Annotated in this window: 20 protein-coding genes and 1 other RNA gene; 11 read left to right on the top strand and 10 right to left on the bottom strand. The window is 63.2% G+C overall.

Going from position 1 to position 22,187, the window contains the following annotated elements:
- Positions 1-55 precede the first annotated feature (55 nt).
- The 5 genes from M0D65_RS27080 to ffs all read right to left on the bottom strand — a co-directional run bounded on the left by M0D65_RS27080 (position 56) and on the right by ffs (position 5,309).
- Positions 56-1,270: a CaiB/BaiF CoA-transferase family protein gene (locus tag M0D65_RS27080; protein WP_266255332.1), complete on the bottom strand. Its 1,215-nt coding sequence runs from the start codon at positions 1,268-1,270 to the stop codon at positions 56-58.
- Positions 1,271-1,335: 65 nt separating this feature from the next.
- A complete protein-coding gene (gene recR, locus M0D65_RS27075) occupies positions 1,336-1,932 on the bottom strand; it encodes a recombination mediator RecR (protein WP_091016452.1) in 597 nt (198 codons plus the stop codon).
- A 92-nt stretch (positions 1,933-2,024) separates the two neighbouring features.
- Positions 2,025-2,351 (bottom strand): YbaB/EbfC family nucleoid-associated protein, encoded by a 327-nt coding sequence (locus M0D65_RS27070; protein WP_007182071.1) that lies wholly within the window; start codon positions 2,349-2,351, stop codon positions 2,025-2,027.
- A gap of 138 nt (positions 2,352-2,489) precedes the next feature.
- Positions 2,490-5,003 (bottom strand): DNA polymerase III subunit gamma/tau, encoded by a 2,514-nt coding sequence (locus M0D65_RS27065; protein WP_266255331.1) that lies wholly within the window; start codon positions 5,001-5,003, stop codon positions 2,490-2,492.
- 207 nt (positions 5,004-5,210) lie between these two features.
- Positions 5,211-5,309: signal recognition particle sRNA small type (gene ffs, locus M0D65_RS27060), an RNA gene on the bottom strand.
- Positions 5,310-5,698: 389 nt separating this feature from the next.
- Between ffs and trxA the strand changes: the two genes are divergently transcribed.
- The 10 genes from trxA (at position 5,699) to M0D65_RS27010 (ending at position 15,940) form a co-directional block, all read left to right on the top strand.
- Positions 5,699-6,025, top strand: coding sequence for a thioredoxin TrxA (gene trxA, locus M0D65_RS27055; RefSeq protein WP_091016446.1), 327 nt, complete (start codon positions 5,699-5,701; stop codon positions 6,023-6,025).
- 227 nt (positions 6,026-6,252) lie between these two features.
- Complete coding sequence (gene rho, locus M0D65_RS27050) at positions 6,253-7,515, top strand: transcription termination factor Rho (protein WP_091016443.1); 1,263 nt, start codon at positions 6,253-6,255, stop codon at positions 7,513-7,515.
- Between the two features lie 191 nt (positions 7,516-7,706).
- Positions 7,707-8,267, top strand: a complete 561-nt coding sequence (locus M0D65_RS27045; RefSeq protein WP_266255329.1) for a MerR family transcriptional regulator — start codon at positions 7,707-7,709, stop codon at positions 8,265-8,267.
- On the top strand, positions 8,264-9,820 hold the full coding sequence (locus M0D65_RS27040) for an MFS transporter (protein WP_266255328.1): 1,557 nt from the start codon (positions 8,264-8,266) through the stop codon (positions 9,818-9,820). The genes M0D65_RS27045 and M0D65_RS27040 overlap by 4 nt, the downstream gene beginning before the upstream one ends.
- A gap of 3 nt (positions 9,821-9,823) precedes the next feature.
- On the top strand, positions 9,824-10,687 hold the full coding sequence (locus M0D65_RS27035) for a zinc-dependent peptidase (protein ID WP_266255327.1): 864 nt from the start codon (positions 9,824-9,826) through the stop codon (positions 10,685-10,687).
- Between the two features lie 114 nt (positions 10,688-10,801).
- Positions 10,802-11,068, top strand: coding sequence for a type B 50S ribosomal protein L31 (locus M0D65_RS27030; RefSeq protein WP_091016435.1), 267 nt, complete (start codon positions 10,802-10,804; stop codon positions 11,066-11,068).
- 246 nt (positions 11,069-11,314) lie between these two features.
- On the top strand, positions 11,315-13,069 hold the full coding sequence (locus M0D65_RS27025) for a glycosyltransferase family 39 protein (RefSeq protein WP_266255326.1): 1,755 nt from the start codon (positions 11,315-11,317) through the stop codon (positions 13,067-13,069).
- 2 nt (positions 13,070-13,071) lie between these two features.
- Entirely contained in the window at positions 13,072-14,451 is a 1,380-nt protein-coding gene (locus tag M0D65_RS27020; RefSeq protein WP_266255325.1) for an MATE family efflux transporter, read from the top strand.
- A gap of 303 nt (positions 14,452-14,754) precedes the next feature.
- Entirely contained in the window at positions 14,755-15,327 is a 573-nt protein-coding gene (locus tag M0D65_RS27015; RefSeq protein ID WP_266255324.1) for a helix-hairpin-helix domain-containing protein, read from the top strand.
- A 166-nt stretch (positions 15,328-15,493) separates the two neighbouring features.
- Entirely contained in the window at positions 15,494-15,940 is a 447-nt protein-coding gene (locus M0D65_RS27010; RefSeq protein WP_091016424.1) for a YidB family protein, read from the top strand.
- A 125-nt stretch (positions 15,941-16,065) separates the two neighbouring features.
- Here the strand turns inward: M0D65_RS27010 and clpB are convergent, their stop codons facing one another.
- Together clpB and M0D65_RS27000 are read right to left on the bottom strand one after the other, a co-directional pair.
- On the bottom strand, positions 16,066-18,663 hold the full coding sequence (clpB, locus tag M0D65_RS27005) for an ATP-dependent chaperone ClpB (protein ID WP_266255323.1): 2,598 nt from the start codon (positions 18,661-18,663) through the stop codon (positions 16,066-16,068).
- 121 nt (positions 18,664-18,784) lie between these two features.
- Positions 18,785-19,264, bottom strand: a complete 480-nt coding sequence (locus M0D65_RS27000) for an Rrf2 family transcriptional regulator (RefSeq protein ID WP_266255322.1) — start codon at positions 19,262-19,264, stop codon at positions 18,785-18,787.
- Between the two features lie 256 nt (positions 19,265-19,520).
- On the opposite strand from M0D65_RS27000, the gene M0D65_RS26995 reads away from it, so the two are divergent.
- On the top strand, positions 19,521-20,069 hold the full coding sequence (locus M0D65_RS26995) for a group III truncated hemoglobin (RefSeq protein ID WP_266255321.1): 549 nt from the start codon (positions 19,521-19,523) through the stop codon (positions 20,067-20,069).
- A gap of 67 nt (positions 20,070-20,136) precedes the next feature.
- Here the strand turns inward: M0D65_RS26995 and moaE are convergent, their stop codons facing one another.
- Genes moaE through glp form a run of 3 tightly spaced genes read right to left on the bottom strand, consistent with a single transcriptional unit; the run spans position 20,137 to position 22,174 of the window.
- The gene (gene moaE, locus M0D65_RS26990) at positions 20,137-20,616 is read right to left on the bottom strand and encodes a molybdopterin synthase catalytic subunit MoaE (RefSeq protein ID WP_266255320.1); all 480 of its coding nucleotides are present in this window, start codon (positions 20,614-20,616) and stop codon (positions 20,137-20,139) included.
- 20 nt (positions 20,617-20,636) lie between these two features.
- Complete coding sequence (moaD, locus tag M0D65_RS26985) at positions 20,637-20,894, bottom strand: molybdopterin converting factor subunit 1 (RefSeq protein ID WP_091016413.1); 258 nt, start codon at positions 20,892-20,894, stop codon at positions 20,637-20,639.
- A 50-nt stretch (positions 20,895-20,944) separates the two neighbouring features.
- Positions 20,945-22,174 (bottom strand): gephyrin-like molybdotransferase Glp, encoded by a 1,230-nt coding sequence (glp, locus tag M0D65_RS26980; protein ID WP_091016409.1) that lies wholly within the window; start codon positions 22,172-22,174, stop codon positions 20,945-20,947.
- Positions 22,175-22,187: the final 13 nt, after the last annotated feature.

Genomic DNA, 22,187 nt, shown 5'->3' with positions numbered 1-22,187 from the left:
TCGGCTGCGCGTCGCGTAGCAGCCAGACGCCCGACGCAACCCGCGCCGACAGCACTCAGACAATCTGTTGCGCGTGCAACCGTGCAATGCGCTCCGCGTCATAACCGAGCGATTGCAGGACCTCGTCGGTATGCTCACCGAGTTCCGGTCCGAGCCAGCGCGTCTCGCCAGGCGTGTCCGAGAGCTTCGGCGTGACGCCGGGCAACGCAATGTCGCGGCCGTCCTGCCACTTGAAATGCTGGATCATGTGCCTCGCCATGTATTGCGGGTCGGTGAACATGTCGGCCACGCTGTAGATCCGTCCGACCGGCACGTCGGCGGCGTTCAGCACGGCGAGCGCTTCGTCGATCGTGCGGGACGCGAGCCAGGCGGCGATCGCACCGTCGATTTCCGCCGTGCGCGGCACACGTCCATCGTTGTGCGTCAGCGCCGGGTCGTTCGCGAGATCGTCGCGTTCGATCGCGAACATCAGGCGACGGAAAATCGGATCGCTGTTGCCGCCGATCACAATACTGCCGTCGCGACACGGGTACGTATTCGACGGCACGATGCCCGGCAACGACGCACCAGTGCGTTCCCGCACCATGCCGTACACGCCGTATTCCGGCACCACGCTTTCCATCATGTTGAACACGGCCTCGTACAGCGCGACGTCGACGACCTGCCCCTTGCCGCCATTGACCTGCCGATGATGCAACGCCATCAGCGCGCCGATCACGCCATGCAGCGCAGCGATCGAATCGCCGATCGAAATACCGATGCGCGGCGGCGGCAGATCCGGATAGCCGGTGATATGCCGCAAGCCGCCCATCGACTCAGCGATCGCGCCGAAACCAGGCCGGTCGCGATACGGCCCGCTCTGACCATAGCCGGAGAGCCGCACCATCACGAGTCCGGGGTTGTCAGCCGACAGCACGTCGTAGCCGAGCCCGAGTTTCTCGAGCAGCCCGGGCCGGAAATTCTCGATCACGATGTCCGCTTCCTGCGCGAGCCGACGCACGATCTCCTTGCCCTCATCGGCCTTCAGATTCACCGTCACCGATTTCTTGTTGCGCGCCTGCACCGCCCACCACAGCGACGTGCCGCCCGCTTCCGGATAAAGCTTGCGCCATTTGCGCAGCGGATCGCCGCCCTTCGGGTCTTCGATCTTGATCACGTCCGCCCCGAATTCGCCGAGAAAGCGCGCGGCGAACGGGCCTGCAATCAAGGTGCCGAGTTCGAGTACCTTCACGCCCGCAAGCGGGCCGCCCGTGGCGTTCGTCGCGCTCATCTGTCTGGGTTCCTGTGTCTGTTGTGCGGGTTTGCGGTGCTCGACGTACCGGCCGGGTCAGACCGTTATAGCGAGCGTCGGTCGAGCATTGCGCGCGCAATCGTGCCGGCGTCGACGTATTCGAGTTCACCGCCCACCGGCACGCCGCGCGCGAGACGCGTGACGCTCAGGCCGCGTGCCTTGAGCGTCTGCCCGAGATAGTGCGCGGTAGCCTCGCCTTCGTTCGTGAAGTTGGTGGCAAGCACGACCTCTTTCACGATGCCGTCGGTGGCGCGTCTGACGAGTCGATCGAAATGAATCTCCTTCGGACCGATACCGTCAAGCGGACTCAGCCGCCCCATCAGCACGAAATACAGACCGCGGTAGGTCATGGTCTGTTCGAGCATGATCTGGTCGGCCGGCGTTTCGACCACACACAGCAGCGTTGTGTCTCGCTCCGTATCGCTGCAGACCTCGCAGATCTGCGCCTCGGTAAACGTGTTGCACTTCTCGCAATGCTGCAGATGCTCGGTCGCGAACAATAGCGAGCGACCGAGTTTCTCCGCGCCTTCGCGGTCGTGCTGCATCAGGTGATATGCCATGCGTTGCGCGGATTTCGGCCCGACGCCTGGCAATACGCGCAGCGCCTCGACGAGCGCCGACAGGGCGGAAGGTTGTTTCATGCGGTATCGGCGGCGTCGGAGGGAAGAAAGCGCAGGGACTGGGCGGCACGGCGCCGCTTCGAATCGAAGGCGGCGTGCCGTTCAGTGCAGCATCAGAAAGGCAGCTTGAAGCCCGGCGGCAGCGGCAGGCCCGAAGTCATGCCGCCCATCTTTTCCTGCGCGGTCGCTTCGGCCTTGCGTACGGCGTCGTTGAACGCTGCAGCGACGAGGTCTTCGAGCATGTCCTTGTCGTCGGCGAGCAGGCTCGGATCGATCGATACGCGGCGCACGTCGTTCTTGCAGGTCATCGTCACCTTCACGAGACCGGCGCCCGACTGGCCCTCGACCTCGATCAGCGCGAGTTGCTCCTGCATCTTCTTCATGTTTTCCTGCATCTGCTGGGCCTGCTTCATCAGCCCGGCGAGTTGGCCTTTCATCATGGGTGTGCTCCTTCTGGATCGTATGAAATCGTGATTCGGGTTTGCCGGGTCTCGCTGCCCGCGCTCCACGCTGCGCGGAGGGACAAGTTGCCGGCGGATAAGAGATGCGCAAACGCTCTATAAGCGGCGTACCTGCGGTTAATGTGCGGACGGCGGCGTGCCCGCAGCCGTGTCCTGTGCAATCGGCCGGATCGAGCCGGGCACGATGCTCGCACCGAACTCGCGGATCAGCGACTGCACGAACGGATCGGTGCCGATTTCACGCTCGGCTTCCTGCTGACGCTGCGCGCGGGCTGCTGCATCGAACGCGGCGGCCGTGCGCCGTGCCGGTCCGACTTCGACCTGCACATCGACAGCCTGGCCGAGCCGTTCGGCCAGCGCCACTTTCAGCTTCGCGACCTGCGATGCCTCCGCGTACTGCGGTACCGGCACATTCAGGCGCAGCGTCGTGCCATCCAGCGCCATCAGTTCGCTGTTGAATGCCAGTTGATACGAGATGCCTTTCAGCGGCAGGCCGGCGGCAAGCGCGGGCCAGTCGCCGTTGAAGCCGAGCGGATCGAGCGCGATTGCGGGTGGCAGCGGTCGCGTATCGACAGCGGGCGCGGGTGTGGCCGGATTCATGCGGACATCGTCGGGGCCGTTGTCGAACGCGGGCACGAAACCGTCGTCGGGTGGCGCGAAGTACGCATCGTCCAGCGACACCGGGACGTAGTCGTCCGGCGGCATGTCGTCCCACGGCGGTGTCGATGCCGAGCGCGGTGCGGCGGCGCTCGGTCCGCCAGTGGCCGGCGACCGTGCGGTCGGCCCATCTGGTGCCGCACTGCGTGCAGGTCGCGGAGTCGGCACCGGCACATTCACGCGTGGCGCAGCAGCCTTCGCTACGGCAGGCGGCGCCGGCTGGGCCGCGGCATTCGCGCGATCGCGTCCCGACGAAACCTTGAGGCCCGCGTTGCGCAATACGTCGAGTGCCGCGCTTGCACCGCCCGCGCGGCGCGCGGCGCCGGCGGCTGCAACCTCCGGTACGTTTTCTGCAGCGGCGAGCGGAAGATCAGGCGTTGTTTGGGGTACTACAGGCGAAGCGGCGGCTGGCACCTCGGCCGGTTCCGGTCGCGATGCGGGCTCGGCGGCTACGTGCTGCGCAGTGGAATCAAATGTCTCGTCTTGAGCGGGCTGCGAATCTAACTCGACGCTGACCGGTGCGGTTTCAATTGCTTGCCCCGCGTCTGCCGCGGGCGTTTGCGTCGCTCCACTGTCGGTCGGCACAATTGCAGCTGTCGCGGCCGGTGCCTCGATTGGCGCCTCGGTTTCGCGCGACACCACCGGCACGTCCGGCGCGGAAACCCGCTCGATCTTGCCCGCCTGAGCATTCGCCACCGATGAAATTACAGCCGAAGCTGCTGCTGCGCTGACAGACCGCGTCGCGTCATCCGGCACAGCGCGCTCGACCGGACCCGCGATACCCTGCGGCACAGCGGCGGCCACCGGTGCAGTTGCGCGTCGGCCGCCAGCCGCTTCACCCGACGGCGCACGCGCCGCCGGCACAGCCCCACCACCGCCACCACCGCCCGGCGCCGGCTCGAACGCCAGCATGCGCAGCAGCGTCATCGTAAAGCCCGCGTATTCATCGGGCGCAAGGCCCAGCTCGCTGCGTCCGATCGTCGCGATCTGATAGAACAGCTGCACCTGCTCCGCGCTCAACGCGTCGGCAAAACGACGCAGATCGGTGGCTTCCGGCCATTCGTCCAGCACCGACGCCGGTGCGAACTGTGCCCATGCGATTCGATGCAGCAGGCTAGCCAGATCCTGCAGCGCCGTCGAAAACGACAGGCTGCGCAGCGACATTTCGTCGGCGATCGCGAGCACTGTGGCACCGTCACCGGTGGCCAGTGCATCGAGCAGACGCACCAGATAACTCTGGTCGAGCGCGCCGAGCATGCCGCGGATGGCGTCCTCGGTAATCTGGTTAGCCGAGTAAGCGATCGCCTGATCGGTCAGCGACAGCGCATCGCGCATCGAGCCGTCCGCCGCACGCGCGAGCAAACGCAGCGCCTGAGCCTCGAAGCTGATCTGCTCTTCGCCGAGAATCCGTTCCAGGTGCGACACGATGTGGCCAGCCGGCATCTGCTTCAGATTGAACTGCAGGCAGCGCGACAGCACAGTGACTGGAATTTTCTGCGGATCGGTCGTGGCGAGAATGAACTTGACGTGTGCGGGCGGTTCTTCCAGCGTCTTCAACATCGCGTTGAACGCATGGTTCGTCAGCATGTGCACTTCGTCGATCATGTAGACCTTGAAGCGCGCATCGACCGGCGCATAAACCGCGCGTTCGAGTAGCGCGGCCATCTCGTCGACGCCGCGATTGCTCGCCGCATCCATTTCCACGTAGTCGACGAAGCGGCCTTCATCGATCTCGCGACACGCACGACACACGCCGCACGGCGTGGACGTAACACCGGTCTCGCAGTTCAGCGCCTTTGCGAAGATCCGCGAGAGCGTCGTCTTGCCGACGCCGCGGGTACCGGTAAACAGATAGGCGTGATGTAGCCGGCCACCGTCGAGCGCGTGCGTGAGCGCGCGCACCACGTGCTCCTGTCCGACGAGCGAAGCGAAATCCTTCGGCCGCCATTTGCGTGCGAGAACTTGATAGGTCATCGAGAAATTGTATCAGTAACGATGCTGCGCAAAGACGAATCGAAAACGGCCGCTGGGGAGACAGGCGTACATCGCCACACCATTGATTTTCACTAATAGAAAGATAGTTCGAAATCGCGAAGCAACAGAAAACTGCTCGGGGACACGCTAGCTGACGCGGCAGGAAGTGGTAGAAAAACCGGGAGGAAAGCAAAGCAGAAAGAGGAAGGTGACGAGCCTGACCCTCGGCACTGGTGGAAAACGGCTGTGGCTGCTTCGTTCCCGACCTGACCAGGTTGACCGCCCCTCCATGCGAGGAGGCCCGTCACGTTGAATTGTATCATCGGAGCCCCGGCAACGCGACAGTTAATGGCGGCAAATCTGCGAAGACCGTTGAGCCAACGCTCGTCGTGAGCCTCTTGTGTTTGTCTCCGGAATCACCAGATAAGGAACGTGGCAGCACGTCGGCAGCATGAAACCCCACTGCCCTGATGACTACTATCACGGCGGGCAACACATAGTGATTTAAGCTAAACTGGCGTGCAGATGTCCCGCAATACCTGGCACCCAAGCACCCTTCCGAGGCCGCTTACGCGGATTATCGAACGGGTTCGACGGGGTCCGGCTCGCGGCAACACGAACAGAAGTTTTTCCGGTTTTGGTGTATCGTGGCGAGCAATTCAGGCCGGCCTCGATCCGAAAGAGGTATTCATACAATGAGCGAACAAATCAAGCATATTAGCGACGCATCGTTTGAAGCGGACGTCGTCAAATCCGATAAACCCGTGCTACTCGACTTCTGGGCCGAATGGTGCGGTCCGTGCAAGATGATTGCGCCGATCCTCGACGAAGTCGCGAAGGAATACGACGGTCGCGTGCAGATCGCCAAGATCAATGTCGACGAACATCAATCGACGCCAGTGAAGTTCGGCGTGCGTGGCATCCCGACGCTGATCCTGTTCAAGAACGGCGCGGTCGCTGCACAGAAAGTGGGCGCCCTGTCGAAATCGCAACTCACCGCGTTCCTCGACGGCAACCTGTAACCTGTTTTTGCACGGCGCGCAGGCTGCGCCCTGAATCGGGCGTGTTGTCGACCGACAACACGCCCGATCGTTAGATGCCGCTCGGCCAGGTTGGCGGATGCCGGCGTGTGCTATGCTAGAATCTAGAAAACGTCGAAAAGACGTGTAACGCGTAAGTCCTTGAGCGGTTCCGCTCAACTCTCCTCCCAGATTTCATTTCGTCGCACCTTCTCCTGCGGGTTCTCCGTATGCATTTATCCGAGCTCAAGACACAGCACGTGTCCGAACTGATCGAGATGGCCAATGGCCTCGAGATCGAAAGTGCGAACCGCCTGCGCAAGCAGGAACTGATGTTCGCTATTCTTAAAAAGCGCGCCAAGACGGGCGAAACAATTTTCGGTGACGGCACACTCGAAGTGCTTCCGGACGGCTTCGGCTTCCTGCGTTCGCCGGAAACCTCGTATCTCGCGAGCACGGACGACATCTACATCAGCCCGTCGCAGATCCGCCGCTTCAATCTGCATACCGGCGACACGATCGAAGGTGAGGTCCGCACGCCGAAGGACGGCGAGCGCTACTTCGCACTGGTCAAGGTCGACAAGGTCAACGGGCAGGCGCCCGAGGCCTCGAAGCACAAGATCATGTTCGAAAACCTCACGCCGCTGCACCCGAACAAGGTGCTGCTGCTCGAGCGCGAAATGCGCGGTGAGGAGAACGTGACGGGCCGCGTCATCGATATGATCGCGCCGATCGGCAAGGGCCAGCGCGGCCTGCTGGTCGCTTCGCCCAAGTCCGGCAAGACCGTGATGCTTCAGCACATCGCACACGCGATCAAGCAGAACCATCCCGATGTCATCCTGTTCGTGCTGCTGATCGACGAACGCCCGGAAGAAGTGACGGAAATGCAGCGTTCGGTGGCCGGCGAAGTCATCGCGTCCACGTTCGATGAACCCGCCGCACGTCACGTGCAGGTCGCCGAAATGGTGATCGAGAAAGCGAAGCGCCTCGTCGAAATGAAGAACGATGTCGTGATTCTGCTCGATTCGATCACGCGTCTCGCGCGGGCGTACAACACGGTTGTACCGGCGTCGGGCAAGGTGCTGACGGGCGGTGTCGATGCCAACGCACTGCAGCGCCCGAAGCGCTTCTTCGGCGCCGCGCGCAATATCGAGGAAGGCGGCTCGCTGACCATCATCGGCACCGCGCTGATCGAAACCGGTAGCCGCATGGACGACGTGATCTACGAAGAGTTCAAGGGCACCGGCAACATGGAAGTGCACCTCGAGCGCCGTCTCGCCGAGAAGCGCGTCTACCCATCGATCAACCTCAACAAGTCCGGCACGCGCCGCGAAGAACTGTTGATCAGGCCAGAAATCCTGCAAAAAATCTGGATCCTGCGCAAGTTCATCCACGACATGGACGAAGTCGAAGCGATGGAGTTCCTGCTCGACAAGGTTCGCCAGACCAAGAACAACTCCGAGTTCTTCGACATGATGCGACGCGGCAGCTAGCGTAACGTAACGCTGCGCGGCGGCCTCAGCAAAGCCTGCGTCGCAACAGAAAACCGCCCGCCTCACGCGGGCGGTTTTTTTTCGCGCGTCGTGCGCGATGTTCTCCTGTCGCATCCACTCGCCATCAACCTGTACGTGAACGTTCACGTTGTACTATAATTCGAGCTATCGATTCAGGCTCCCCATTCGCCATGCCGACAGATCCCGCCTCTCCCCTGCTGACCGTGCAGGACGCCGCCAAGCAACTGCAGGTCACGCCGCGCACGCTGAAGTACTACGAGGAACGCGGTCTCGTCACGCCGACGCGCAGCGAAGGCCGCTACCGTCTGTACGACGACGCCGACCTCGAACGTTTCGCGCGAATCCTGCGTCTGCGTTCGCTGGGCTTTTCGTTGCAAGGCATCACCGAGATGCTGAAGCGTCCGTTCGAGCGTCATGAGAACGGGCGCGCACGGCTGTCGGACGAGTCGCTACGGGAAGTCCGCGACGCACTCACACAGCAGATCGATGCGCTCAATACGCGTATCGACGCCGTCCGGCGCGAACTGAAGGAAGCGCAAGCGCTGAAAGCCGAGTTGAGTCGAGATCTCGAATATGTGGAGCGGCGCGTTGCGGGAGAAAGCGTGGACGTGCTGCTCGAACAGCGGCGCAATGCGCTTGCCAGAAAGCGGACTACGGCCGCAAAGCAAACAGATCAGACCCAACCGGCAAAGGCCGCAAAGCAAACCACGGTGCGGAACCGCTCTGCATGAACGCGGCACCATCACGTGTCCCGCTTTTCAGTGCCGAAAAGCTGCGCGGCGACTTTTTCCCATGGGTACTCGCGGTCGTCACCGGTCTCGATTACTTCGACAACGCCATCTTCTCGTTCTTCACGAGCTATATCGCGGGCGGTGTCAATGCGTCACCGGACGAACTCGTCTGGTCATCGAGCGCCTATGCCGTCGCTGCGGTGCTCGGCATCCTGCAGCAGCAATGGTGGGTCGAGCGGATCGGTTATCGGCGCTACGTTGCGGGCTGCATGCTGCTCTATGCAGCTGGCGCGGTCGCGGCGGCGCTCTGCGAAAGCTCCGTCGAACTCGCGTTTGCACGCGGCTTCCAAGGCTATTTCATCGGCCCGATGATGGGCACCTGCCGCATCCTGATCCAGCTCAGCTTCACGCCCCAACAACGCCCCGCCGCCACGCGCGCATTCCTGATCCTGATCGTCGTGAGCACCGCGCTGGCACCGCTGCTGGGCGGTCAGCTCGTCGCGCATTTCGACTGGCGCGCGCTCTTTGCCTGCACGGCGCCGGTCGGTGTGCTGTTCGCGATCCTCGCGTTACTGGCGCTGCCCAACTCCGGTGACGTGCAGCCCGAGGAACGTGGCGCGACACATTTCTGGCCCTACCTGATCTTCGCGTTCGCACAAGGCGCGCTCCAGATCGTGATGCAGCAGGTCCGCTTCAAGCTCTTTAGCGCGTCGCCGGAACTGGTTGTGCTGACCGTCTCCGGCATCGGCGCGCTTGCCTGGTTCGCCTGGCAGCAATGGCATCATCCGTCGCCGCTCGTGCGCCTGCATGCATTGCGCGAAAAGACCTTCCAGATGGGCCTGATTCTCTACATGTTCTACTACTACGAGTCGACCGCGTTCAGTTATCTGATCGCGCGGTTTCTCGAAGGCGGGCTGGACTATCCGGTGGAAAACACGGGGCAACTGGTCGGCGTGACGTCGCTCATTTCCGCCAGTGCACTCTTCGTCTATCTGCGCTACGCAAAACTGCTGCCGCGCAAGAAGTGGCTCATCGTGTCAGGTTTCGCGATTGCCGCTTTCGCCGCCACGTGGATGACGCGGATGTCGCCCGACGTCGGCGAAGCCGCCTTGATCGTGCCGTTGTTGCTGCGCGGGCTGCTGTTGCTGTTCATCGTGCTGCCGGTCGCCAACCTGACCTTCAGGATCTTCGCGATCGAGGAATTCACGCACGGCTATCGCCTGAAAAACATCGTTCGACAGTTGACCATTTCATTCGCGACGGCATCGGTCATCATCATCGAGCAGCATCGTCAGGCGCTGCATCAGGCGCGCCTCGCCGAATACGCGAACCCGTTCAATCCCGCATTCCAGAGTACGATCGCGGCACTGACGAACGACTTCGTCTCGACCGGACGCTCGCTCGCCGAAGCGCACGCGCTGGCTATCGTCGAAGTCAGCAGAATGGTGGCGCGGCAGGCCAGCTTCCTGACCTCGCTGGATGGCTTTTACTTCCTGATCGGCGTGGCCGTCTGCGGCGGCATCTTCGCCGCGTGGCAAAAACAGATCGACTGACCGATGCTTGCGAAACTTACCCGCTGGTTCGATTCCCGCCGCCGCGATCGCGCGCTGCGCCTCCACGCGATTCCCGATGCGCTCTGGCAACAGACGCTCGATGGCCTGCCGTTCCTCGCCCATCTCGACACCGCCGACCTCGTCCGTCTACGCGAACTGACCAGTCTGTTCATCGCGCAGAAGCAGTTCTCGACGGCACACGAACTCGAACTGACCGATGCGATCACCGTCGCGATCGCCGCGCAGGCGAGCCTGCCGGTATTGAATCTCGGGCTGGAGCTGTATCGCGGCTGGGTCGGCGTAATCGTCTATCCGGGCGAATTCGTGATCCGCAAGACCGTCGAGGACGAAGACGGCGTCGTTCACGAAGTCGAACACGACGCCAGCGGCGAGGCATGGGAAGGCGGCCCGGTGGTGCTGTCGTGGGAAGACGCGCAGATGACCGACGGCCAGGACGCGTACAACGTCGTGATCCACGAATTCGCGCACAAGATCGATATGCTGAGCGGCGAAGCCGACGGCCACCCGCCGCTCTTTCGCCGCTGGCACGCGCCGCTCGACGCGTCGGCCTGGGCTAGCGTGTTCGACCATGCCTACGACCAGTTCTGCGCGAAAATCGACGCGGTGCCGCAGCGCCGCTGGTCGCGCTTCGAGCGGGAATCGCTGATCGATCCCTACGCAGCGGACCATCCATCGGAATTTTTTGCCGTTTGCAGCGAAGCGCTGTTCGTCCAGCCGCACGCCTTCGAGGCCGAGTACCCCGAGCTGTACCGGCTGCTCGCGCGCTATTACCGGCAGGATCCGGCGCGCACCGGGGCGCTTGAGGGACTTGAGGCGCAGGCACCTAAAAAGTCGTCAACCAACTGATTTTCTGGCATAATCGCCGTTTTTCGACCGTAGGCAAGTGGCTCGCGCCAAAATGCCGTTCGCGCCCGACGCGGCGGCACGCGGGTTGGCTACCGCCAGATTAAAGGAACGACCATGAAAGAAGGCATTCACCCGAATTACCGCGAAGTTCTGTTCGTCGATATGTCGATCGACTTCAAGTTTGTGACGCGCTCGACCATCCAGACTCGCGAAACCGGCGAATTCAACGGCAAGACCTACCCGCTCGCGAAGATCGAAGTGTCGTCGGAATCGCATCCGTTCTACACGGGTCAACAAAAGATCATGGACACGGCCGGCCGTGTCGAGAAGTTCAACAAGAAGTTCGGCGCACGCGCCATCGGCAAGGTCGCCGCGAAGTAAGCGGGCGGCATTGCGGGCCTCGATTGATCTCGTGGCCGAAGCAAGGCACCAAGGGGCAGCGTAAGCTGCCCTTTTTTATCGCCTATCCCCCGCAACCCGACAGCCCCACGTAAGCACCGGCAAGACAGCCAGCCGTGACGGCCAACGCGCAGCACGTCTACAATGCCGGATGCTCCAGACCGGCCGTCGTCCCGGGCCACGGTTCACGCTGCCTGCCGCACTGCCTCTCCGATACCAGACACCTGCATGAGACCTGCCGTTCGCCTCACCGCCTCCGCGACCAGTGCATTACCTCGCTGGCTGCTGCTCGCCATCTGCATCATCTACGCTTCGTTCGGCCTGTTCGGCCGCGATCCGTGGAAGAACGAGGATGCAGCGGGCTTCGGCGTCATGTGGACGATGGCGACGGGCCATCTGCACGACTGGCTGCTGCCGAATCTGGTCGGCAAGTACATCACCGCGGAAGGACCGCTCGGCTACTGGCTCGGCGCCAGTGCGATCCGCATGCTGGCACCGTGGGTCGACGCGAGCAACGCGTCGCGCGTCTTCACCGGGTTGCTGTTTTGCGTCGCCTGCGCGTTCGTCTGGTACGCCGCTTACCTGCTCGGTCGCCGCCCCGAAGTGCAGCCGTTCAAATATGCGTTCGGCGGCGAGCCGGAGCCACGTGACTTCGGCCGCACGCTGGCCGACGGCGCGCTGCTCATTCTTCTCGCCTGCTTCGGTCTCGCCGAGCGCGGCCACGAAACCACACCGCAGATCATGCAGTTCGTCTGCGTCGCGATGCTCGTCTATGGCCTCGTGCGGATGATCGACAAGCCGCTGCAAGGCGCGCTGGTCTGGGGACTCGCGATCGGCCTCGTCGCCCTGTCGAGCTCGCCGGTGCTGGTCGGTGCCCTGCTCATCGGCACGCTCGCGATGACACTGACGGTCCGCGAAACGCGCTCGCGCTGGCTGCTGCTAGCCGGTTTGCCGGTTGCGCTCGTGGTATCGGTCTCGTGGCCGCTTGCCGTGCTGTCGATCTTCCCCGACGACGCCGTGTGGTTCCTGAACCAGTGGATGCGTGGCAGCGTCAACGCGTTCGGCGGCTCGCCCGACCCCGTACTGCGTTACGCGCTGAAGAACCTGCCGCTCTTCACATGGCCCGCATGGCCGCTCGCGCTGTGGGCGTTCTTCAGTTGGGCCGGGTTGCGTCGCGCGCCGCACGTCGCGATTCCGCTGTCGGTGATTACGCCGCTGCTGATCCTCGTGGTGCTGCAAAGCCATGAATCGAACCGGCTTTACATGCTGTTGCTGCCGGCCCTCGCGGTGCTCGCCACGTTCGCGTTGCCCACGCTCAAGCGCGGTGCGATCAATGCAATCGACTGGTTCGCGATGCTGAGCTTCACGATCATCGGTTCCGCGGTGTGGCTCTTCTGGCTTGCGGGCCTGACCGGGTTCCCGCAGCCGCTCGCACGCAATCTCGCACGCTATGCGCCGGGCTTCACACCGCAGTTCAAGATCCTGTCGTTTGTCTGCGCGGTGGCGGTCACCGTTTGCTGGTTCGCACTCGCGCGCTGGCGGATGTCGCGGCATCCGAAGGTGCTATGGCGCAGCGTCGTGCTATCGAGCGCCGGCACCACGCTGATGTGGGTGCTGCTCATGACGCTGTGGCTGCCGCTCATCAACTACAGCCGGACCTACAAGGACGTCGCCGAACAGATCTCGAGTCATCTGCCCGAGGACTACAGCTGCATCTCGCCGGTGCGGCTCGGCGATGCGCAGATCGCGACCTTCGCGTACTTCGGCGACATGCACTTCTCGTTCAACGAAGACTGCGACGTGATCCTGCGTCAGGACCGCCAGGACTTCGGCGAACCGAGCTCGATGCCCACCTACATCTGGAAGCTCGTGTGGGAAGGCCGGCGCGTCGCCGACCGTGACGAGCGCTTCCGCCTGTACGTTCGGATCGACCGGCCGAAGCCGCCGGTCAAGCGTCGCACGATCCGTCGCCAGCCGGACTGATCATGCTGGCCGACGTGCGGAAAATCGCCGGGCTTGCATGGCCCGTGCTGATCGGTCAGCTTGCGATCGTCGCCTTCGGCGTGATCGATACGGCGATGGTCGGGCGCTACTCCGCGCTCGATCTTGCGGCTCTCGGCCTTGGTGCGTCGATCTACATATCGGTCTTCATCGGCCTCACGGGCATTCTTACCGCACTGCAGCCGATCGTCGCGCAGCTCTATGGTGCGCGGCGCTACGGCGAGATCGGCGAGGAAGTCCGGCAGGCACTGTGGCTCGCGCTTGCACTGGCCGTGCTCGGTTTCGCGATCCTCTATTTTCCCGGCCCGTTGTTGCGTATCGCACGCGCGCCCGAGGCGTTGAGCGACCGCACCGTGGCCTATCTGCGCATCCTGTCGTTCGGACTCCCGGCGAGTCTTGCGTTTCGCGTCTACAGCTCGCTCACCAATGCCGTGGGTCAACCACGGCTCGTGATGATCCTGCAGATCGGCGCGCTGCTGCTCAAGATTCCGCTCAACACCTGGCTGATCTTCGGCGGCCTCGGCATTCCGGCACTCGGCGGCCCGGGCTGCGCGTTCGCCAGCACCGCGATCAACTGGACGCTCGCCATAGTCGGCATGACGCTGCTCACCAAGCTCGATATTTTCCGGCCCTTCGCGATCTTCACGCGCTTCTGCTGGCCGGTATGGCAGCGGCAGATCGAACTATTGAAGCTCGGCATTCCGATGGGACTGTCGTATCTGATCGAGGTCACGTCGTACACGTTCATGGCGCTCTTCATCGCGCGCTTTGGTACGACCACGCTCGCGGGCCACCAGATCGCAGGCAACATCGGCGCAGTGCTGTACATGACGCCGCTGTCGATCGGTATCGCTGCGTCGACCCTCGCCGCCCAGGCAATCGGCGCGCGGCGCTACGAAGCCGCCCGCACGCTGTCGCGGCACGGCATCGCGATGGCCTGCACGATCGCCTGTTGCTACGGCATCATCGTGCTCGCGCTGCGGCCGTTGATCATCGCGGGCTACACGCCCAATCCACAGGTGACGGCAACGGCGATGCAGCTGGTGCTGATTGTCGTGTGCTACCACCTGTTCGATGCATTGCAGGTCACGACGGCATTCGTGCTGCGCGCCTACAAGGTCGTGGTGGTACCGACCGTGATCTATGCAGTCGCGCTGTGGGGCGTCGGTCTCGGCGGCGGATATCTGCTTGGCTTCGACGTAGGCGGTGCGATACCCGAGTGGCTGACCGGCGCGCGCGGTTTCTGGGCCGCCAACGCGGCGAGCCTCGCGATCGCCGGCAGCGGGCTGCTGCTGTACTGGCGCAGCGTCAGCGCGCGCTCGGTTCGCGAAGCCGCGATCGCACGCACCGATACAGTCGTTTGATACGCGCGCGGTGCGCCCGCACCGCGTCGAAACACCCGCCCGGCCGGGCTCGCACCGCGCGGATTAAAAAGAAAAAGTGCGTATGCGGAATCGCGGGAAACCTCTGAAAAACATAAACCCCAAGATTCAACGAATGTTAAATATCGCGTGAAGTGATTTACTTAGGATTAATCGATCGGTATAAATCGACGGCCTTTTCATAAAAAGGGCGCGCAATTTGTCCTATGCTTAAGCGCAGCGCTTGCTGACTGGATGCGCGATCCGTTCCCGGCTAACTTTTTTGCCCTCAATGGAGTGCCTGCCATGCTGAAAAAGCTGTTGATGCTGTGTGTTGCCCTGATCCTGTCGATATCGGCGGGTTTTGCGGCTGCCGTCGAAGTCAATACCGCCGATCAAGCCGCACTCGAATCGGTAAAAGGTATCGGCCCCGTTCATGCAAAAGCGATCCTCGACGAGCGCGCGAAAAACGGTCCATTCAAGGACGCTGACGACCTCGCGACCCGCGTCAAGGGAATCGGCACGAAGTCGGTGGTGAATCTCGAAGCGGCCGGTCTGACGATCAACGGCTCGTCGAGCGCACCGACCGGCGCCAAAGCGGCAGCGACGAAGTCCACGACACCGGCTGCAACGACCCCGGCAGCGCCGGCAGCCAACACACCAGCGGCTCCGCCGGCAGCAACCACCGCAGCGGCCTCGGACGGCAAGGCCACCAAGACGAAGCGCTCGAAGAAGAGCAAGGCTGCGGCTTCCGACGCCGCCGCAGCTTCCGCTGCGGCACCGGCCACAGCTGCAGCCGCCTCGGACAGCAAGCCCGCAAAGACGAAGAAGTCGAAAAAGAGCAAAGCTGCATCGGCGGCAGCCGCTTCAGGCACCTGACACATAGCAGTTGCAAACTGCATCAACGAGGCGAACCGGCGGCGCGTTGCGGTCCATCCGGTGAGCCTCGCGAATCATCCGTGCCGCGCATCCGCGCGGTGTTTTCCCCCTCCGGCTCGCGCTTCGCAGAGCGAACCATGCAAGCCGGACATCCAGTGAGATCGCCATGAGCCTACTCGACACACTCGGTTCCCTGCTTGGCAAGTCGCCCGATGGCGGCGGCGGCCAGCAAGCCCTGATCTCCGCAGCCCTCGAGCTCGTCAACAAACAGCCGGGCGGTCTGAACGGCCTGATCCAGCAGTTCCAGGCAAACGGCGCAGGCGACATCATCAAGTCCTGGGTCGGCAACGGCGAAAATCAGGCGATCTCGCCCGACACGCTGCACAGCGTGCTCGGTTCGGATCTGGTCAGCGGGCTTGCCGCGAAAGTGGGCGTGCAACCCGAGCAGGCGGCCGGTCTGCTGTCGCAGGTGTTGCCGCACATCGTCAATACCGCTACGCCGCAGGGCGAAGTGCCCGCCGGTGGACAGCTGAACACTGAAACGGTGCTTGGCGCGCTGGGCGGCCTCACGTCGCTGTTCGGCAAAAGCGGCGACGCCGGCAAGACGTCGTAGCTGTGCGACGGAAGGCGCAGCACATGCGCCTTCCATGCAGGACATAAAAAAGCGGGCAACGAATCGCTTCGTTGCCCGCTTCACCGTGCCTTCGAAGAGGCTGGCTAAAGACCGCCCGCGCCTACCTAGTGCACGACCCGATCGAACACCAGCTTCCCGTCCTTCAGTTCAACCGGAATCACATCCTTCGGACCGAACTTGCCGGCCAGAATCAGCTTGGCAACCGGGTTCTCGATTTCCTGCTGGATCGCACGCTTTAACGGCCGCGCGCCGAACAGCGGATCGTAGCCGACCTTGCCGATCTGCTCGAGCGCCGCATCCGACACGACAAGCTGCATGTCGAGTTTTGCCAGCCGCTCGTGCAACCGTTGCAGCTGGATCTTCGCGATCGACTGGATATTCGCCCGATCGAGCGCATGGAACACGACGACGTCGTCGATCCGGTTCAGGAACTCGGGGCGGAAGTGCAGCTTGACCTCCTCCCACACCGCGTCCTTGACCGCTTCCTGCGGTTCGCCGACCATCGACTGGATCACCTGCGACCCAAGGTTCGACGTCATCACGATCACCGTGTTCTTGAAGTCCACGGTGCGCCCTTGCCCGTCGGTCATACGGCCGTCGTCGAGTACCTGCAGCAGCACGTTGAACACGTCCGGATGCGCCTTCTCGACCTCGTCGAGCAGAATCACGCTATACGGCTTGCGACGTACCGCTTCAGTCAGATAACCGCCTTCCTCGTAGCCGACATAACCCGGCGGCGCGCCGATCAGCCGCGCGACGCTGTGCTTCTCCATGAACTCGCTCATGTCGATACGGATCAGGTGATCTTCCGAATCGAACAGGAACGCTGCGAGCGCCTTGCACAGCTCCGTCTTGCCGACACCGGTCGGGCCAAGGAACAGGAATGAGCCATACGGCCGGTTCGGGTCCGACAGGCCTGCGCGCGAACGACGAATCGCATCGGCAACCGCGCTGATCGCTTCGTCCTGACCGACCACGCGTGCATGCAGCTTCTCTTCGATCTGCAGCAGCTTTTCGCGCTCGCCCTGCATCATCCGCGAGACCGGAATACCGGTTGCGCGCGACACGACGTCCGCGATTTCCTCCGCGCCAACCTGCGTGCGCAGCAGGCGCCGCCGCGTCGGATTGCTCTGCTCCTGCGCTTCGGCCTGCGTGACCTGCTTCAGTTGCGCTTCGAGTTGCGGCAGCTTGCCGTACTGCAACTCGGCGACTTTCTCGAGTTTGCCTTCGCGCTGCAGCCGTACGATCTCAGCGCGCGCACGGTCGATCTCTTCCTTCAACTGCGCACTGCCCTGCACCGTGGCTTTTTCCGCGGTCCAGATTTCTTCGAGGTCCGCGTACTCGCGATCGAGCCGGTCGATTTCTTCCTCGATCAGCTGCAGCCGCTTCTGCGACGCTTCGTCCTTCTCTTTCTTCACGGCTTCACGTTCGATCTTCAACTGAATGCGCCGACGATCGAGCCGGTCCATCTCCTCGGGCTTCGAGTCGATCTCCATCTTGATCTTCGAAGCCGCTTCGTCGATCAGGTCGATCGCCTTGTCCGGCAGGAAACGGTCGGTGATATAGCGATGCGACAGCTCGGCGGCCGCAACGATTGCCGGATCGGTGATATCGACGCCGTGATGCAGCTCGTACTTTTCCTGCAACCCACGCAGGATCGCGATCGTCGCTTCAACCGACGGCTCATCGACGAGCACCTTCTGGAACCGGCGCTCGAGCGCCGCGTCCTTTTCGATGTACTTGCGGTATTCGTCGAGCGTGGTTGCGCCGACGCAATGCAGTTCGCCGCGCGAGAGCGCCGGCTTCAGCATGTTGCCCGCATCCATCGCGCCTTCGGCCTTGCCGGCGCCGACCATCGTATGGATTTCGTCGATGAAGACGATGGTCTGGCCTTCGTCCTTCGCAATATCGCTGAGCACGGCTTTCAGGCGTTCCTCGAACTCGCCGCGATACTTTGCACCGGCCAGCAACGCCGCCATGTCGAGCGACAGCACGCGCTTGCCCTTGAGCGACTCCGGCACTTCGCCGTTGACGATGCGCTGCGCGAGCCCTTCGACGATCGCCGTCTTGCCAACGCCCGGTTCGCCGATCAACACCGGGTTGTTCTTGGTGCGGCGTTGCAGGATCTGGATCGAGCGGCGAATTTCGTCGTCGCGACCGATCACCGGATCGAGCTTGCCGGCGCGGGCGCGCTCGGTCAGGTCGACGGTGTACTTCTTCAGCGCCTCGCGCTGGCTTTCCGCGTCCTGGCTATGCACCTGCGAACCGCCGCGCACCGCAACGATGGCCGCTTCGAGCGACTTGCGCGTGAGACCGTGCTGACGCGCGATGCGGCCCGCTTCGCCCTTGTCGTCGGCGATGGCGAGCAGGAACATCTCGCTGGCGATGTAGCTGTCGTTGAGCTTCTGTGCTTCCTTGTCGGCCTGGTTCAGCAGGCCCGTCAGATCGCGCCCGATCTGCACGTTGCCGTCGGTGCCCTGCACCTGCGGCAAACGCGTGATCGCGTCGTTGAGCGCGGTTTGCAACGCCTGCACATGCACACCCGCGCGCGACAGCAGCGAGCGAGCCGAACCGTCCTGCTGGGCGACCAGCGCCGCAAACAGGTGAACGGGTTCAATGTATTGATTGTCGTGACCGACTGCCAGACTTTGCGCATCCGCGAGCGCTTCCTGGAATTTGGTGGTGAGTTTGTCGATTCTCATCAAGAGACTCCAATTTCGAATATCACCAAAATGAGGCGTTTTATGCCGGTTTCAAGCGCTTTTTTGCGTTTCTAATGAAATTCTGCCAATCAGCCCTGCAACCAGCGTAGCGGCTCGACCCTCAGCCGTCGGCTGCCACGGGCGCGATCGAAATGATCGAAGCGAGGCCCAGCAACGCCGCGAGCGGCGCAGCGGGTTGCGCGACATCGTCGATCGTATGGCGGTCCAGTTCGGCGAAAAACGCATCGCGGGCCGCGGCAAGCGCAACTTGCAACCGGCACTCGGTCTGGATCGCGCATGGGCGATGCAGGCCCGTTTCGTCCGGGAAACAGCCGACGAGCGCGAAGTCGCCTTCCATCGCGCGCACTACCTCGCCGACTGTCAGCGCGCCCGAGTGCTCCCCGAGCCGCAGGCCACCGTTGCGCCCACGGACCGTCTCGACCCAGCCTAGGTCGCCGAGTCGCTGCACGATCTTCATCAGATGATTCTTCGAAATGCCGTACGCGTCGGAGATATCCTGGATCGTCGAGAGCCCGTCGCGACGGACCGCGAGATACAACATGACGCGCAGCGAGTAGTCGGTATAGTCGGTCAGTCTCATAGGCGCTGTGGCTCGCGAAGAACAGAGAGCGGCAGTACGGGCCATGGCATGACCGCACCGCTGCAAGGGTTGCCGGTCGCGGGACTTGCTCATAACATGCAGAATTCGCGCATGTTAGTCGCCCGGCTGCCGCTTATTGTGTCGTACTTTGATGCAGCCCGTCCGGGTTGCTTCGGGGGCGTCTCCGGGATGTCCCCGGGGTGTCCCCGCTAGCCGCAACTGCCCGTCCCGATCCGCTCTCTCTGTGTAACAGGCAATGACCTCAGTCACTCCCCCCACCGCCCCACGCGACGCCGAACCGACGGAAGCGAACATTCGTGCGCTCGTTTACGCGTTCTACGACCGGATCCGGGCGGATGCATTGCTCGGCCCGGTTTTCGAGCAAAAGCTCGCGGGACGCTGGGACGAACATCTGCCGAAGATGTGTGCGTTCTGGGCCGGCCTCGTGCTCGGCGCGAAACAATATCGTGGCAATGTGCAGCAGGCTCATCAGCCGTTGCCGGGCATCGAGCCGAAGCATTTCAGCCACTGGCTGTACCTGTTCCTCGATACCGTCGAGTCGCGCTACGAACCCGCCGCCGCGGTTCGCTTCATGGAACCCGCGTTACGCATCGCGCAGAGTTTGCAGTTAAGCCGATTTGGTTGGGACTATCCGATTCCGCCCGAGCAACAGGTCCTGCTGGAGCGTGTCGCGCCAAGGCGCCCGCGCACGGGCGAGGATGCGGATGTCGACCGGCACGTGCCGGCGAAGACCCGCGGCGAACCTTTCCCGACCCGGATCATCGGTCGCTCGACCGACGAATGATCGGCCGGTGGTCGCGAGCCCGTAAGCCGTGTCGCGCCAGATCGCCAGGCGTTCTAGCTACCGGTATTTAGCGGCGTTTAGCGACGTCACCTTCCGCCGTATTCCAGCGCGCGAGCGCAGCCTCGTCGCTCGTACGGGCATCGACCCAGCGCTCGCCCTGCTCCGTCTTTTCCTTTTTCCAGAACGGCGCCTGAGTCTTCAGGTAATCCATCACGAACTCGCACGATGCGAACGCGTCGCCGCGATGCATGGAGGTCGTGGCAACCAGCACGATCTGATCGAGCGGAACCAGCTTGCCGACCCGGTGGACGATCAGCACGTCGGTGCCTGGCCAGCGTTCGCGGGCTGCCTCGACGATCGCTTCGAGCGCCTTCTCCGTCATCCCCGGATAGTGTTCGAGTTCCAGCGCTTCGACGGCGCTGCCGTCGTTCAGATCGCGCACCGTCCCGACAAAACACGCCACCGCGCCGATCTTCGGATTGCGCGCGCGCAACGCCGCGACCTCGCTCGTGAGATCGAAATCTGCGGTTTGGACGCGCACGGTCATGGGGTTTCCTTTGTCGACGGTCAGCCGCCCGTCACCGGCGGAAAAAACGCGACTTCGCAACCGTCGGTGATGCGGGTGCCCGCATCGGTCATCACGTGGTTGCAAGCCATCCGCAGTGCGCGGCCCTCGGCCAGCGTGTCGGCCCATACGCCGCCGCGCACGCGCAGCCATCCGCGCACGTCGCCGAGCGTCGCGATGCCATCGGGTAGATCGACCGATTCGTCCGCGGTACCGAGCGCTTCGCGCACGCTCGCAAAATATTTCAGCTGGATTTTCATCTGCACTATCGGCGGTATTCGCCGTCAGGGTTGTGTCTCGCCGTGCCCGCTCAGTTCAGCAGCTCGGAAAACGGAATGAAGCGCACGGTCTCGCCGGCGCTGATCGCGTGATTCGGCGGATTGTCGATCAGTCCGTCGCCCCATACCGTCGATGTCAGCACCGCCGAACTCTGGTTCGGAAACAGGTCGAGGCCGCCAGCCGGATTGACCCGCGCACGCAGAAATTCGTTGCGCCGGTCGCCCTTGTGCTGCGAGAAATCCGCGCGCAGCGACAGCGCGCGCGGCGCCACCGTTCGCACGCCCGCGAGACGCAGCACGAACGGCCGCACGAACAGCAGGAAGGTCACGAAGGTCGATACGGGGTTGCCCGGCAAGCCGATAAAGAACGTTTCGGCGGATCCACCAGCGGCGCCACCTGCACCTGCTCGCCGCACTGCGCCGAAGGCAAGCGGCTTGCCCGGCTTCATCGCAATCTGCCACATCGACAGCCGGCCTTCGGCCTCGACCGCCGGCTTCACATGATCTTCCTCACCCACCGAAACACCACCGCACGTGAGGATCAGATCGTGCGCCTGCGCCGCTTCGCGCAACGTCGCGCGGGTCGCGTCGAGTTGATCGGGGACGATGCCGTAGTCGGTGACTTCGCAACCGAGCTTCTCCAGCAGTCCGCGCAGCGTGAAACGATTCGAGTTGTAGATCGCACCGGGTTTTAGCGGTTCGCCGGGCATCGTCAGTTCGTCGCCGGTGAAGAACACAGCCACTTTCACACGCCTCACTACAGTCAGCGCTGCGCATCCCACCGATGCCGCAAGCCCAAGTGCCTGCGGCGTAAGCCGCGTGCCCACCGGCAGAATCGCCGCGCCGCTGCGAATGTCCGCGCCCTGCATCGTGATCCATTCGCCGGCTTTGGGTGCGTGGAGGATCGTGACCTCGTCGCCGGCAACTTCGGTCTGCTCCTGCATCACGATCGCGTCGGCACCCGGCGGCACCGTCGCACCGGTGAAGATGCGCGCGGCCGTGCCCGCTGCGAGCGGCCCCGGTGCGTGGCCGGCCGGGATGCGCTGCGAGACTGGCAAACGGCGGTCGCCGTGCGAGAGATCCGCGATCCGTACGGCGTAGCCATCCATCGCGCTGGTGTTCATCGGCGGGACGTCGAGTGGCGAGACGACCTCGGCGGCCAGCACGCGGTTCAGCGCATCGAGCGTGGGCAACGATTCGGTGTCCGTTACCGGCGCCACGGCGCCGAGCAACGTCGCGAGAGCCTCGGCGGTCGAGAGCATCGGTGCACGCGGC

The organism is Paraburkholderia sp. CHISQ3 (assembly GCF_030464945.1).
Lineage (GTDB): Bacteria > Pseudomonadota > Gammaproteobacteria > Burkholderiales > Burkholderiaceae > Paraburkholderia > Paraburkholderia megapolitana.
This window is presented reverse-complemented; position numbering and strand designations above follow the sequence as displayed.